Genomic DNA, 13,882 nt, shown 5'->3' with positions numbered 1-13,882 from the left:
AAGTGCTAAAGTACTAAGATTTGAAGGCTTCGGAAATAAGCTGAACTTGCTGTAAAACACAACGAGGAACGAGTTGATGTGGCACAGTACCTACTTGGTTCTAGGAGTTGAACACTTCTGTCCCATCCTGCTCTGGCTCTAAACGTTTTGCAATCAAAAAATTAAAATTGTAAGAGAAACAATGGGGGTACTTTTGTTCGGCTCACTTTTTAGGTATAATGGATACTGAGTGAAAAGAGGGATGTTACATGGCACAAAAAAGAAAACGTGCAAAAAAGAAAAAAACGAAAAAACAGCAACAGCAGCAAGAGCATCTGAATTTCATTTTTCTTGGAATCTTTTTTATTTTCTTTGGCTTATTCGGCCTATTAAAACTGGGCTTTTTAGGAACCTTGATTGCAAATGGCTTGCGTGTTGCGATTGGTAATACATTTCCTGCCGCAGCTTGCTTATTGATGCTTTATGGGCTATCTTTGGTGATTTTTGGTCGTGAGTTTCCCATCAAAAAGACTCGTCCGATCATTGGCGGCGTTGTGATCTATTTAGGGGTATTGCTGTTTTTCCATGCGTACATGTTTCGCAATGTTGGAACGCAGACACCTGATATCTTAGGTACGACATGGGATTTTCTAAAAATCGATCTCAAAGGAAATGTCGTTGCTCAAAATGTCGGTGGTGGAATGATAGGTGCTGCGCTTTACAGTATGACCTATTTCCTGATTGCACAGTTTGGCAGTTATTTGGTTGCTACATTATTGATTCTGCTAGGAATTTTTCTTGTAAGTATGCTTGAAGTCCAACAAGTAATGGGCGGTCTGCAGATCATTCGCGAAAAAATCGGGCATTTCTTTGCTAAAAGCGAAGCAAAACAGTCAGAGAGAGAAGCGAAGCGCGCAGAAAAACGTGCAGCTAAACAAGCTGAGATCGAAAGACTAGCGCAGGAACGTTTAAAAAATGATGTGCGTGAGCTGACTCCTGGTGAGAAATTGGCACAAGAATCTTGGGAACAAGAAGAAAAAGAAGTACAAGAACCAGAACAGCTGACGTTAGTACCGATCGATAGTTTTCAAAGTCAAGCTGAGATGCAGCCTATACATTCAGAACAAGCAATTGCTGAGCCGGAGATCGATGAAGGCGGCGATCTGGACTTTGAAATTTCAGAAGAAGCAGAGGACCGCGATTACGAACTACCGCCATCCACATTATTAGATTCGATTCCTTCTGCTGATCAAAGCGGTGAATACCAAAAAATCGAAAAAAATATTGGTGTATTGGAGCAGACCTTCAAAAGCTTTGGAGTCGATGCTAAAGTAGTGAAAGCTAGCCTGGGTCCTGCGGTGACAAAATTCGAAATCCAACCTGCTGTAGGGGTTAAAGTGAGCAAAGTTGTCAGTTTGACAGATGACATTGCTTTAGCATTAGCGGCGAAAGATGTGCGGATGGAAGCACCGATTCCAGGGAAATCACTGATAGGGATCGAGGTACCTAATAGTACGGTCAGCACAGTTTCCTTTAGAGATATTATCGAAGCACAGCCAAGTCATCCAGACAAGCTGCTGGAGGTTCCTTTAGGCAGAGATATTTCAGGGATGGTCCAGTCAGCAGATTTAACCAAAATGCCCCATTTACTGATCGCAGGATCGACAGGGAGCGGGAAGTCTGTTGCGATCAACGGTATCATTTCAAGTATCTTGATGCGGGCAAAACCTCATGAAGTGAAATTGATGATGATCGACCCCAAAATGGTCGAGTTAAATGTTTATAATGGAATTCCGCATCTCTTGACACCAGTTGTGACAAATCCTAGAAAAGCAGCGCAAGCACTTCAAAAAGTTGTTCAGGAAATGGAATTTCGTTATGAAAAATTTGCGGCCACGGGTGTTCGAAATATCTCCGGGTACAATGATTTGGTCATTCAAAAGAATTTAGAGGATGGTGAAAACCGGCCGATTTTACCATTTATTGTTGTGATCGTAGATGAGTTAGCTGACTTGATGATGGTTGCTAGTAATGAAGTCGAAGATGCAATCATCCGTTTAGCACAAATGGCTCGTGCAGCTGGAATCCATATGATCTTAGCAACACAACGTCCAAGTGTGGATGTCATTACAGGAATCATCAAAGCCAACGTACCGTCAAGAATGGCATTTGCTGTTTCCAGCGGAACAGATTCTCGCACGATCATCGATAGTAATGGTGCAGAAAAATTATTGGGACGAGGCGACATGCTGTTCTTACCAATGGGCGAAAATAAACCGATCCGGGTACAGGGTGCTTTCATATCTGATCAGGAAGTTGAACGAGTTGTCGCTTTTGTGACTGAACAGCAAGAGGCAGAGTATCAAGAAAGTATGATGCCGACAGAAGAAGATACAACTAGCACAAGCAGTGAAGCTTCACAAGATGAATTATATGAAGACGCGAAAGCTTTAGTCGTAGAAATGCAGACAGCAAGTATATCGTTGCTTCAAAGACGCTTTAGAATCGGTTATAATCGTGCAGCTCGTTTAGTAGATGAGCTGGAAGAACATGGGGTGATTGGACCGTCAGAAGGCAGCAAACCAAGAAAAGTATTTATTGAACCTATGCCGGAAGAAGGACTTGCCGATCATGAATTAGAGTAGTCAAAAAGAGTGGCCAAAGTGGTCCACTCTTTTTTTACTGCAGCTGTATTTCATCTAAATGAGTTTCATATAGTAATAATGTTTGGTACAATGTAAGAAATAATGACAATGGAATTGAAGGAAAGTTGAATTAATTTATATTTGCGATTAAAATGAGGATAATCGTATATTATGACTAAATAAATCATGAGGATAAACCCAATAAACGAATAAGGATGGATGAAATGAGAAGAAAAAGTGTACTATACTTAGACGTCGCAGAAGAAATAAAAGCCAATATTATGAACGGTACATATCCAGTGGGTTCTCTTTTACCAACTGAAACAGAGCTTGAACAACTATTTGATGTCAGCAAAATCACTGTACGCCGAGCAATCGAGCTTCTTTCATCAGAAGAATTGGTGGAGAAAAAAAGCGGCAAAGGGACTACGGTCTTAAGCAATCGACCGTATAACAAATTATCGAAAGCGGGTACATTTACGGAGTATTTGAATGATTCAGGACAAAAAGTGGCAAAGAAAATATTAAGTTTGGAACAAGTAAAATTGTCAGAGGATTCACCAGTCTATGAAAATATGGGAACAAATGTAGTAAAATTTTCCCGTTTATATACGCTGGATGGAAAGCCATATATCTATTTTAATTATTATTTACCTATCACATTAGTTGATGTTCCAATGGAAGATTTTGAAAATGAGTCACTGTATCGCTTGATGGATCAACATGGCATCGAGATTTTAACATTTGAAGATAGTTTTCAAACGGTTGAATTGACTAAAGAGCAGCAGCGTATTTTAGAAACAAAAGAAAAAAATGGGCTAAAAAGAATTCGAAAGTCTATGAATCCTTCCGGAAAAGTCGTTGAATTTTCAGAGGCTATCTACAATACCGCTCTTTATCCATATGTGATCGAATATGAAGCATAGACAAATAACAGATCGCTTACAAAAGTGTAAGTGATCTGTTATTTTTTTCTATGGTGTGTTCGTCATAATTGGATTAGACTAGCAAAGTAGAGAAGTAAGAGTTGGTTCATTTGTGAGATGAACAGCCACACATAGAGGAGCGATAAGAATGTTACAAGTAGAAAATCTATCTAAAACATATGGAGAAGAAATCAAATATGAAGCTTTAAAAGGTCTGAACTTAACTGTAAATGATAGTGAGTTTATCGGAATCATGGGACCGTCCGGAAGTGGGAAAAGTACCTTTTTGAACCTTTTGGCAACGATTGACCAACCGACATCTGGACAGATTTTATTAAACGGTAAAAATCCAAATCAGTTGAATCAAGAACAAATTGCTAAATTTCGACGTAGAGAATTAGGATTCATTTTCCAAAGTTTCAATTTGATGCCAACACTGACGGTTGAAGAAAATATCGTATTGCCTTTGACTTTAGATGGGGAAAAAATCTCTGTGATGAAAAGACAATTGAATCTTTTAGCTGATCGTTTAGGAATAGCTGGCTTGCTGAAGAAAAGAATCGCAGAAATATCCGGTGGACAAGCACAACGTGTCGCAGTTGCCAGAGCAATGATCCATCAGCCGCAATTACTGTTAGCAGATGAGCCCACAGGGAACCTTGATACGAAATCGTCGAAAGATGTTATGCAGCTATTACAGCAGTTGAATGAAAATGAACAGGCAACGATTTTGATGGTTACCCATGATCCACTGGCAGCTAGTTATTGTAAACGAATTGTTTTCATCAAAGACGGTCAATTGGTTGATGAAATTCATCATCTAGGAAATCAAAAAATGTTTTATGATGAAATCATGATGAAATTAGCTGAGATTGAAGGTGTCGATAGTGAATTTTAGTCAATTTGTTATTCGAAATACGGTAAGAAATAAACATTTATACATGGCCTATTTCTTAAGTACTCTCTTTTCAGTGATGGTCTTTTTCACATTTACAGTTTTTGCTTTTCATCCATCATTATCTGATGGCTTGAATAAGCAAGCCAAAATTGGCATGTTATCTGCAGCTATCATTATTTACGGATTTGCGTTCTTTTTCGTATTGTACTCGATGGATGTGTTTATTCAATCCAGAAAAAAAGAATTTGGTCTTCTGATGATTCAGGGGATGAGTCCTAAACAATTGAAGAAAATGATCTTTATTGAAAATCTCGTTATCGGTTTTTTTGCAACGATCATTGGCAGTCTTGCTGGTATTGGTTTTTCTCAACTGATTTTGTGGTTGAGTAATAAAATGATGCATTTGAATTTTGGTTTTTACTTCCCGATACAGGCGCTTGGGTTGACCATCATTTCATTTAGTATTTTGTTTTTAGCGATCTCATTTTTCATTCAGTTCCGTTTACCAAAATTAAGCTTACAAGAATTATTGAAAGCAGGAGATCTAGGCAAGGGAACGATCAAAAACTCTCTTATAAAAGCATTGCTGGCTGTTTTATTGATCGGTACAGGTTATGCCGTGGCTCTTTTAGTCAAAGGAATGCTGGTGCCAATTGTGATGATTCCAGTGATTTTCTTAGTGGTTGCTGGTACACGTTTTTTATTCAATCAACTGAGTGTGTCAGTCATCGAACGATTGAAAAAGAAACAATCTATTTTTTGGAAGAAAACAAATATGGTGGTTTTTTCCGATCTAGCATTTCGAATGAAGGACAATGCACGTTCCTTTTTCTTGGTTTCGATTATTTCGACGGTTGCTTTTGCAGCAATCGGGACATTATATGGTTTTCAAAACATGATTTTAGATGCGATGAATCAGGAGCCTTTTGAGTTTCAAATTGTTGGTTCTGATGAAGAGACTGCTCACATCAAACAAGACTTTTCTAAACTTCTATCAGAGAAGGGAATCAGTGTTGATGAGGGAGAATTAACAGAATATGTGAATGCCGACAATGTTAGTTTTGTCAAAGAATCAAATTATAATCAATTAGCAAAAATAGTCAAGAAACCAACTATTGAAACAAATGGACAAGCTGTTCAATTATTACCACAGAACGCTGTGGGGATGGAAAACGCTGCTGTGCATGAAGCAAACTTACCAGACGGCTCAAAAATAGCTGTTGAAAGACAAGAAAAAACAGCGGTGGTTTCTGCTTATGGAACAAAAGTCGTTGTCCCTGACAATACAGACTTGGAAACTCTAGAACAGCAGACAATGACTGTTTGGCAGCCCAAAAACACCAGTTATGAAGAATTAGTTTCAATTGGAAAATTCCAAGATAAGAACATGCCGTTTATGGCTAAAAGCTATTCTAAACAAATGATCACTGACCAATATGCGCCATTTCTATTTGTTGGTATCTTTATCGGAATCGTCTTTTTTGTTTCAGCTGGGAGCTTCTTATATTTTAGATTGTATAGTGATATGGATGTAGATGTAGAAAAATTCAAAATGATCTACAAGATGGGATTAGCGAAAAAAGAATTGAAGAAAATGATTTACCAGCAAGTTGGTATTCTCTTTTTCACACCGATCATTATTTCGGTGATCCATGGAGCTGTTGCGCTGACAGCAATGTATCATATATTTGATCAAGGGATGCAGATGGCGGGCTGGAAAGTTTTAGGAGTCTTCATTTTGATTCAGATCGTATACTACTTGATTGCACGAATTTTTTATTTCAAAAAGGTTTATCATTTGGTTCAAGCGTGATAAAACTAAGAAGGTTGAGACAGAAGTGCTTATTTCCGAAGCGATTGCTTCTGTTCTCACCGTTTATCTGAATTACAGGTGTCTGGGATTTGACTTGCAGAGTTTTGTCCCAGACACTTGTTTTTTTATTTGCTTCTAATTGTTTCAAGCGCTTATAGACAAAACGAGGACAATAAGTTATAGTATGAAGCGAATGTTTAGAAGAAATGAGGCAGAAAATCAATGGAAAAAGCATCCATTTATGGTTTAACGAAAGAGGAATTGATCGCGTGGTTCATCGATCATGGCGAGAAAAAATTCCGAGCGACTCAAGTCTGGGAATGGCTGTATATCAAGCGCGTGACAGCTTTCAACGAAATGACGAATCTATCAAAAGAATTAATCGCTCTTTTAGAAGAAAATTTTATCATCAATCCATTGCGTCAAGTGATCATCCAAGAAGCAAAAGACGGTACGGTGAAATACCTATTTGAATTGCCGGATAAAAATATGATCGAAACGGTTTTGATGCGCCAAGAATATGGATTATCTGTTTGTGTAACGACTCAAGTTGGCTGCAATATTGGCTGTACATTTTGTGCAAGTGGGTTATTAAAGAAACAACGGGATTTAACAGCAGGAGAAATCGTTGCGCAAATCATGCTGGTTCAGCACTATTTTGACCAACGTGGACAAGGTGAGCGAGTAAGTCATGTTGTGGTTATGGGAATCGGTGAGCCATTTGATAATTACGATAATTTGATGAACTTTTTACATACGATCAATGATGCGAAAGGATTAGCGATAGGTGCACGCCATATCACTGTTTCAACAAGTGGTCTAGTACCGAAGATCAAGGAATTTGCAGATAATGGATTACAAGTCAATCTGGCGATTTCTTTACATGCACCAAATAATGATGTTCGGACATCGATCATGCGAATCAACCGCAGCTTCCCGATCGAAAAATTGATGGAGGCAGTTGACGAATATATCGAGAAGACAAATCGGCGAATCACGTTTGAATATATTATGTTAAGTCATGTCAATGATCGACCAGAGCATGCCCAACAATTAGCTGACTTACTGAAAAACAAAAAGAAACTAACATATGTGAATCTGATTCCATATAATCCAGTTAGTGAACATGATCAATATAGTAGAAGTGACAAAGCAGATGTGCTGAAGTTTTACGATGTCCTTAAGAAAAATGGTATCAACTGTGTGATCAGAAAAGAACATGGGACGGATATTGATGCTGCCTGTGGACAATTAAGAAGCAAGCAAATAAAAAAAGCCGAAAAAAAAGCTGAGAAAAGCGTTTAGCTCTGCAGAAAGTTAGGAATTCCAACATGAAATGCAACTTGTTTCATGTTTGGAATTGTCCACTTTACCAAGAGCTTCTTTTAAAAGCTAGCCTAAAAAGGCTGAGAAAAGCATGAAAGAAATAGAAAAGCTCAAAAAAATCAACTTGATTTTTTTGAGCTTTTCTATTTTTATTCAATAATCGTAAAACCATAATCGATGATATGCTCTTTCAAATAGCGTAGATATTCTTCAGCCATCGGGGACAAAGGTTTTTGGATCGGATGTATCCATCCGAGTTCCATTGTTTCATCTACTTCTAAAGGTAATGCGACAATGTTCTCATCATTCAATTCTCGACTTAGAACACCAGAGCTGATCGTATAGCCATCAAGTCCGATCAAAAAATTGAATAAGGTTGCTCGATCACTGACTCGTATACTTTTTTTATGGTACAACGTACTTAATATCTCTTCAGAAAAATGGAATGAATTGACACGACCTTGTTCAAAAGACAAGTAAGGAAAATCTTCTAAATCAGCTAAAGTCACTGATTTTTTTCCTACCAAGGGATTCTTCTTACTAACGAAAACATGAGGTGCTGCAATAAATAATGGATGAAAAACCAATTGCTTTTCTTTTAAAAGTTTGCGGATCACTTTTTCATTGAATGCATTGAGATACAAAATGCCCAGTTCGCTATGGAATGTACTGACATCTTCAATAATGTTATTCGTCTGTGTCTCTCTAAACGTAAATTCATATTCGTTTTCTTCATAGGAGCGGATCAACTGAACGAATGCATGAACTGCAAAAGCATAATGCTGGGCAGAAACAGAAAATAATCGTCGCCGTTTGTCTGTTCCTTTGTATTTTTCTTCGAGAAGGTCTACCTGTTCTAGAATTTGTCTAGCGTAAGCTAGAAACTCTGTGCCTTCTGTCGTAAGCACCATGCCTTTTTGTGTTCGCTGAAAAATTTGGATACCCATTTCCTGTTCTAATTCCTTGACGGCATTTGATAGGCTGGGTTGCGTAATGAAGAGATGCTTTGCTGCTTCATTGACTGAGCCTAACTCAACGATTTTGACGATGTAATCTAATTGTTTGATCCGCATGAGCATCCCTCCAAAGTAAGAATAATGAAACAATAACAGTCATTTATTTCTAACTAGATTATAGCATGGATGGATGTCGATGTTTAGGAAAAAGTAAATAGTCTCAGACTTCGACCTGAATGACTTGTACCCCTTGCTTTTCGATTTCACGAATGACTGCTGGTGAGGCAAAGGTATCTGTGATCAAATAATTGATATCTTTGATGTGTCCACTAGTAAAGTTTGAGGAAACACCGATTTTTCGATAATCTGCAACAACGATAACTAAACCATTTGTGCGTTCGATGATCAAAGAATTGATTTTAGCTTCATGTAAGACAGGAGTAGTGATACCATTTTCGATGCTTAAACCAGAACAGCCAATGATCGAAATATCAGAGGACATTTTTGAAAACGACTCGATCGCGATGTCTCCGACTAAAGCTTCTTTAGGAAATCGGATTTCACCACCGGATAAAATCACAGTTGAATTTGGATTGTGATCAAGGTTTGCTACCTTGACATTATTACTGACGATCGTCACGCGTTTATCTTCCAAATGTTTTAAAGAGGATAAAGCAGTGGAACCAGTGTTTATGAACAATGTATTGCCCTCAGCTACAAATTCAGCTGCCTTTTTAGCGATCGCATTTTTTAAAATTTCGATCTCTTCATTATGATCCTCTGTTCCGATTTTGTTAACAATTTCAGCTTTTCCATGTGCTCGTTTTACAAGGCCCATTTTTTCTAGGGCGGTAAGATCACGGCGGACAGTGATTTCTGATACGTCAAGGGACTGACTGATTTCTTTCACTTGTAAGCTAGTATGTTTATGTAGTAGATCGAGTAATGCATCGCGACGCTCTTTGATCATTGTATGTGAGCTTTTCATTCAAATTCCTCCATTCTGTATCACTTGAACAATCGCTAACGTATTTCCGATTGTTCTTGCCTTTTTTAATAAACGATTGCCTTCACTTGGTTTATTTAATTTTAGAAGACAGTGACCTTGAAGATACAAAAGATAGCTTAGTTCACGATTATTTAAACGTGCGGTATCGATCAGTGCCAGCTCTTGCAAACACTTTTGATTTCTTTGCTGATGAAAATACTGAAGACCCGAAATTTCATGCCATGAAAATAATCCGCGCATTTTCTTTTTTTGTTTGTCTTTCAATTGAAAAAGCTTTTCAAAAGCGATCGTCAAATTTTTTTCATCTTTCAAAAAAGAATAGCAGTACATTTGCGTATGATAATAAATGAAGAGGTAATCTAACGTTCCATGAAAAAACTTTTGATGTTTATCCAAATGCGCCAAGCAATCTGTATATTTTCCCGCATCTAATAAGAGCAGGCTGTCAAAAATAATAATAGACTGTTTGAAGCCATTAAACAAATCTTTTCTCTTTAATTGTTCTTTTAAGCGGGCTGCTTCTTCCAGATCACAGTGAACATTCAGTGCATAAATCATTTTTTCATATACGATCTTTAGATGTTCGAAGAGTCCAACGATACACAACACGACAAAACCGATACTACCGAAGAAAAGTTGAGCTCCGAGTGTTTCAGAAGAATAGATCAAAAAATAAATATAGAGTGCAAATAGCAGATAAATAGACCAAATAAACATCTTTTTTCCATAATAAAAACTTTTCCAAACGAAATATTTCATCTCCATCACCTCTACGTCACTATATCATATAAAAGAATATATGAACATAAAAAAAGAATTAATTTCTTCTTTTTGTGTATAAACGATCTTAAAAATATAAAACGCTCTTAAAAATAGATTGAAAACGGTTTAAAATATTGTAGAATAAAAAGTGTAATCGAGATTGAGATAAGGTGGAGGGATTTTATGGCAACAATTCATGATGTAACAAAAGAAAGCTGGATTTTGAGTACGTTTCCAGAATGGGGCACATATTTAAATGAGGAGATCGAGCAAGAACAAGTTGCGCCCGGTAGTGTTTCTATGTGGTGGCTGGGCTGTACGGGAATTTGGCTAAAGTCTCATGAAGGAACAAATATTTTATGTGATTTATGGTGTGGAACAGGCAAACGATCACATGGAAACGGAAAAATGAAGAAAGGACATCAAATGATGCGCATGAGCGGCTGTGAAAATATGCAGCCTAACTTAAGAACACAACCATTTGTGATCGATCCATTTGCAGTTAAAGACGTAGATGCATTAGTCGTGACACATATCCATTCAGATCATTTAGATATCAATACCGCTGCGGCTGTTCATCAAAACTGTCCTGAAGCGCGTTTTATTGGACCGCAGGAAGTTGTGAATACTTGGCTGAAATGGGGCATTCCAGAAGAGAAGACAAGGATCGTAAAGCCGGGCGACCGAGTAACAGTCAATGATATAGAAATTGTTGCGTTGGAGGCGTTTGACCGTACAGCGTTAGTGACATGTGAAGACCCTGACGAGATATTGAAGGGAAAAATGCCGCAGGATATGGACTTGATCGCTGTTAACTACTTATTTGAAACTAGTGGTGGAAATATCTATCATGCCGGTGACTCTCATTATTCTAATTTATTTGCCAAACATGGCAATGAACATAAAATCGATGTTTGTTTAGGCGCGTATGGAGAAAATCCCCGCGGTATTACAGATAAAGTAACTTCTGTGGATATGCTGCGAATGGCTGAGTCATTGAATGCAAAGGTTGTGATCCCAGTACATTATGATATCTGGGCAAACTTTATGGCTGATCCAAAGGAAATCACTGAGATATGGAAGTTCAAGAAAGATCGCTTGAATTATCAGTTTAAGCCATTTATTTGGCAGGTTGGAGGAAAGTTTACTTATCCAAATGATAAAGACAAACTAGAATTTAATTTCTATCGTGGCTTTGATGATGTATTTACGACAGAGAATGATACTCCGTTTCCATCATTTTTATAAAAATAAGAAAGGAGAATCTAAATGTTAAAGTATTTTTATGATAATGACCTCATTCGTTTTTGCGAAGAAGGCCCTTCAAATTGGGAGGAAGCGGTCGTACTTAGCTGTCAGACACTGCTAGAAAAAAAGATGATCACTCAGCAATATGTAGATGAAATCGTGGATTGCGTGAAAAAATATGGTCCATATATTGTCATTGTTCCAGGAGTGGCGATGCCTCATTCTTCAGAAGATAGTCAAGGTGTTTTGGGAACAGCAATATCATTTACAAAAATGAAAGATGAAGTTGTGTTTGAAGAGGGAAATCCAGAAAAAAATGCGTCTCTATTTTTTACATTAGCTGCTAAAAATAGTGAAGAGCATGTAGAAAATATCTCTAATCTTTCTGAGATGTTGATGACGGATGGATTGATTGAAGCACTGATGGAGATTGAGACGATTGCAGATTATGAGAAGGTAATGATGACGTTCGATATGTAGAAAGAAGGGAAATGAATGAAACAGGTGTTGGATTTTCTATTAGGGATTTGGGACTATTTTGCAGCGAATATTTTGACTCAGCCAGCCTTTTTGATTGGATTTATTGTTCTTTTGGGCTATATCTTATTGAAAAAACCGATCTATGAAAGTATTGCAGGGTTTTTAAAAGCCACCGTAGGATACCTGATTCTAACTGTCGGTTCTGGAGGGCTCGTTAATAACTTCCGCCCGATCCTTGTAGGTTTAAAGGAACGTTTTGATCTAGATGCCATGGTCATCGATCCTTACTTTGGACAAAACGCAGTGACTGCTGGGATTGAAGAAACATTCGGGCGAACCTTTAGTGATACGATGATTTTGCTGCTGATTGCTTTTGTCATGAATATTTTATTAGTCCGCTTTAAGAAATATACCAAATTACGTGCCGTTTTTACGACTGGAAATGTTCAGATTCAACAAGCAGCTACCGCATTTTGGATTTTATTATTCTGTTTTCCGAGTTTAGGACAACTGCCGATTCTATTGATCATGGGTCTTATATTAGGCTGTTATTGGGCAGTCGGTTCTAATTTGACAGTAGATATCACTCAAGATCTAACAGAAGGAGCAGGTTTTGCGATCGCTCATCAACAGATGTTTGGTGTTTATATTTTTGCTCGACTTGCTGAAAAAATGAAGAAGGATAAAAATAATCGTAAGTTGGAAGATGTCCAATTGCCGGGGTTCCTATCTATTTTCAATGAAAACATGGTTGCAACATCTATTTTGATGCTATTTTTCTTCGGAATCATTTTGATTGTTTTGGGACCTGCCTATTTGATAGAAGCTGGTTTTATGGTTGAAGGACAAAGTTTTCTTTTCTATATTTTACAAACTGCACTGTACTTTGCTGTTTATTTAGCTATCTTGCAACTAGGTGTGCGGACGTTTGTTTCGGAACTGACAGAATCTTTCCAAGGCATTTCCAACACATTACTTCCGGGCGCGGTTCCAGGGATCGATGTTGCAGCAACATTTGGATTTGGTTCGCCGAATGCAGTAACGATTGGCTTTTTATTTGGCGCCTTAGGTCAGTTTATCACGATCGGTCTATTGATTTTATTCAAGTCACCGACTGTTGTTATTGCTGGTTTTATTCCACTGTTCTTTGATAATGCGGTAATTGCAGTTTATGCAAATAATCGCGGTGGGTTTAAAGCAGCTTGCCTGTTTCCGTTTATCTCAGGCGTGATCCAAGTTCTGGGATCTGCACTGATCGCTACATTTATTGGGCTTTCCCAATATGGCGGATATATTGGCATGTTTGACTGGGCAACAGTTTGGCCGATCATGACGATCGTAATGAAGTATCTCGGCTATTTTGGTATTGCTTTAGTCGTTGTTGCACTGCTAGCTATCCCGCAGCTTCAATATCGGGCAAATCCCAAAGGCTATTTCTTGATTGCGGAAGATTATGACGAATATGTAAAAGAAATGGGTACAAAAAATGCGTAACAACATGAGGAGGAAATAATAATGAGAGTATTAGTATCGTGTGCAAATGGATCTGGAACAAGTTTGATGATGAAAAAAAGCGTGGAAAAAGCATTAAAAGAGCTAGGATTTACGATCACAAACATTCATCACTGTGCAATCTCAGAAGGGAAAAGTACTGCTGGTCAATATGATGTCGTGTTTTGTCCAATGAATTTTTTAAATATGTTTGAAGATGCTAAGAAAAAAGGAATCACTGTTGTAGGAGTAAAAAATGTAATGTCAGCAAAAGAAATCAGTGAACGTGTTCAGGAAACAGATTTAGCAGCTAAATTCAAATAACTGATTAAGATAAAAAAATTTGACA

Annotated in this window: 12 protein-coding genes; 9 read left to right on the top strand and 3 right to left on the bottom strand. The window is 37.8% G+C overall.

The genetic code is table 11. From position 1 onward, the window contains the following. Window positions 1-248 precede the first annotated feature (248 nt). From A5889_RS04900 to rlmN, 5 genes are all read left to right on the top strand, one after another. On the top strand, window positions 249-2,624 hold the full coding sequence (locus A5889_RS04900; protein ID WP_087641189.1) for a DNA translocase FtsK: 2,376 nt from the start codon (window positions 249-251) through the stop codon (window positions 2,622-2,624). A gap of 224 nt (window positions 2,625-2,848) precedes the next feature. Then, window positions 2,849-3,550 (top strand): GntR family transcriptional regulator, encoded by a 702-nt coding sequence (locus tag A5889_RS04895; RefSeq protein ID WP_087641553.1) that lies wholly within the window; start codon window positions 2,849-2,851, stop codon window positions 3,548-3,550. A 148-nt stretch (window positions 3,551-3,698) separates the two neighbouring features. Continuing rightward, window positions 3,699-4,448: an ABC transporter ATP-binding protein gene (locus A5889_RS04890; protein ID WP_087641190.1), complete on the top strand. Its 750-nt coding sequence runs from the start codon at window positions 3,699-3,701 to the stop codon at window positions 4,446-4,448. Then, a complete protein-coding gene (locus tag A5889_RS04885) occupies window positions 4,438-6,261 on the top strand; it encodes an ABC transporter permease (protein ID WP_087641191.1) in 1,824 nt (607 codons plus the stop codon). Before A5889_RS04890 ends, A5889_RS04885 begins: the two co-directional genes overlap by 11 nt. A 222-nt stretch (window positions 6,262-6,483) precedes the next feature. Continuing rightward, window positions 6,484-7,566, top strand: a complete 1,083-nt coding sequence (gene rlmN / locus A5889_RS04880) for a 23S rRNA (adenine(2503)-C(2))-methyltransferase RlmN (RefSeq protein ID WP_087641192.1) — start codon at window positions 6,484-6,486, stop codon at window positions 7,564-7,566. 170 nt (window positions 7,567-7,736) lie between these two features. Here rlmN and A5889_RS04875 read toward each other — a convergent pair whose 3' ends face one another. The 3 genes from A5889_RS04875 to A5889_RS04865 form a co-directional block, all read right to left on the bottom strand. Then, window positions 7,737-8,660: a LysR family transcriptional regulator gene (locus A5889_RS04875; protein WP_087641193.1), complete on the bottom strand. Its 924-nt coding sequence runs from the start codon at window positions 8,658-8,660 to the stop codon at window positions 7,737-7,739. Window positions 8,661-8,763: 103 nt separating this feature from the next. Continuing rightward, complete coding sequence (locus A5889_RS04870) at window positions 8,764-9,531, bottom strand: DeoR/GlpR family DNA-binding transcription regulator (RefSeq protein WP_087641194.1); 768 nt, start codon at window positions 9,529-9,531, stop codon at window positions 8,764-8,766. After that, on the bottom strand, window positions 9,532-10,311 hold the full coding sequence (locus A5889_RS04865) for a hypothetical protein (protein WP_087641195.1): 780 nt from the start codon (window positions 10,309-10,311) through the stop codon (window positions 9,532-9,534). It lies immediately after the preceding gene. Window positions 10,312-10,497: 186 nt separating this feature from the next. Here A5889_RS04865 and ulaG point away from each other — a divergent pair, with 186 nt between their 5' ends. The 4 genes from ulaG to A5889_RS04845 are packed head-to-tail and all read left to right on the top strand — an operon-like array spanning window position 10,498 to window position 13,857. Next, complete coding sequence (ulaG, locus tag A5889_RS04860) at window positions 10,498-11,562, top strand: L-ascorbate 6-phosphate lactonase (protein WP_087641196.1); 1,065 nt, start codon at window positions 10,498-10,500, stop codon at window positions 11,560-11,562. A 21-nt stretch (window positions 11,563-11,583) separates the two neighbouring features. After that, on the top strand, window positions 11,584-12,042 hold the full coding sequence (locus A5889_RS04855; protein WP_087641197.1) for a PTS sugar transporter subunit IIA: 459 nt from the start codon (window positions 11,584-11,586) through the stop codon (window positions 12,040-12,042). A 15-nt stretch (window positions 12,043-12,057) separates the two neighbouring features. Beyond that, the gene (locus tag A5889_RS04850; RefSeq protein ID WP_087641198.1) at window positions 12,058-13,536 is read left to right on the top strand and encodes a PTS ascorbate transporter subunit IIC; all 1,479 of its coding nucleotides are present in this window, start codon (window positions 12,058-12,060) and stop codon (window positions 13,534-13,536) included. Between the two features lie 21 nt (window positions 13,537-13,557). Continuing rightward, window positions 13,558-13,857: a PTS sugar transporter subunit IIB gene (locus A5889_RS04845; protein WP_087641199.1), complete on the top strand. Its 300-nt coding sequence runs from the start codon at window positions 13,558-13,560 to the stop codon at window positions 13,855-13,857. The last annotated feature ends 25 nt before the right edge of the window (window positions 13,858-13,882 follow it).

Source organism: Enterococcus sp. 9D6_DIV0238 (assembly GCF_002174455.2).
GTDB lineage: Bacteria > Bacillota > Bacilli > Lactobacillales > Enterococcaceae > Enterococcus_L > Enterococcus_L dunnyi.
This window is presented reverse-complemented; position numbering and strand designations above follow the sequence as displayed.

Excerpts from the sequence above, each read along its gene's own strand:
- A5889_RS04900 (WP_087641189.1), top strand. The coding sequence starts at position 249 with ATGGCACAAAAAAGAAAACGTGCAAAAAAGAAAAAAACGAAAAAACAG.
- A5889_RS04875 (WP_087641193.1), bottom strand. The coding sequence starts at position 8,660 with ATGCGGATCAAACAATTAGATTACATCGTCAAAATCGTTGAGTTAGGC.
- ulaG (WP_087641196.1), top strand. The coding sequence starts at position 10,498 with ATGGCAACAATTCATGATGTAACAAAAGAAAGCTGGATTTTGAGTACG.
- A5889_RS04895 (WP_087641553.1), top strand. The coding sequence starts at position 2,849 with ATGAGAAGAAAAAGTGTACTATACTTAGACGTCGCAGAAGAAATAAAA.
- rlmN (WP_087641192.1), top strand. The coding sequence starts at position 6,484 with ATGGAAAAAGCATCCATTTATGGTTTAACGAAAGAGGAATTGATCGCG.
- A5889_RS04845 (WP_087641199.1), top strand. The coding sequence starts at position 13,558 with ATGAGAGTATTAGTATCGTGTGCAAATGGATCTGGAACAAGTTTGATG.
- A5889_RS04855 (WP_087641197.1), top strand. The coding sequence starts at position 11,584 with ATGTTAAAGTATTTTTATGATAATGACCTCATTCGTTTTTGCGAAGAA.
- A5889_RS04865 (WP_087641195.1), bottom strand. The coding sequence starts at position 10,311 with ATGAAATATTTCGTTTGGAAAAGTTTTTATTATGGAAAAAAGATGTTT.
- A5889_RS04870 (WP_087641194.1), bottom strand. The coding sequence starts at position 9,531 with ATGAAAAGCTCACATACAATGATCAAAGAGCGTCGCGATGCATTACTC.
- A5889_RS04890 (WP_087641190.1), top strand. The coding sequence starts at position 3,699 with ATGTTACAAGTAGAAAATCTATCTAAAACATATGGAGAAGAAATCAAA.
- A5889_RS04850 (WP_087641198.1), top strand. The coding sequence starts at position 12,058 with ATGAAACAGGTGTTGGATTTTCTATTAGGGATTTGGGACTATTTTGCA.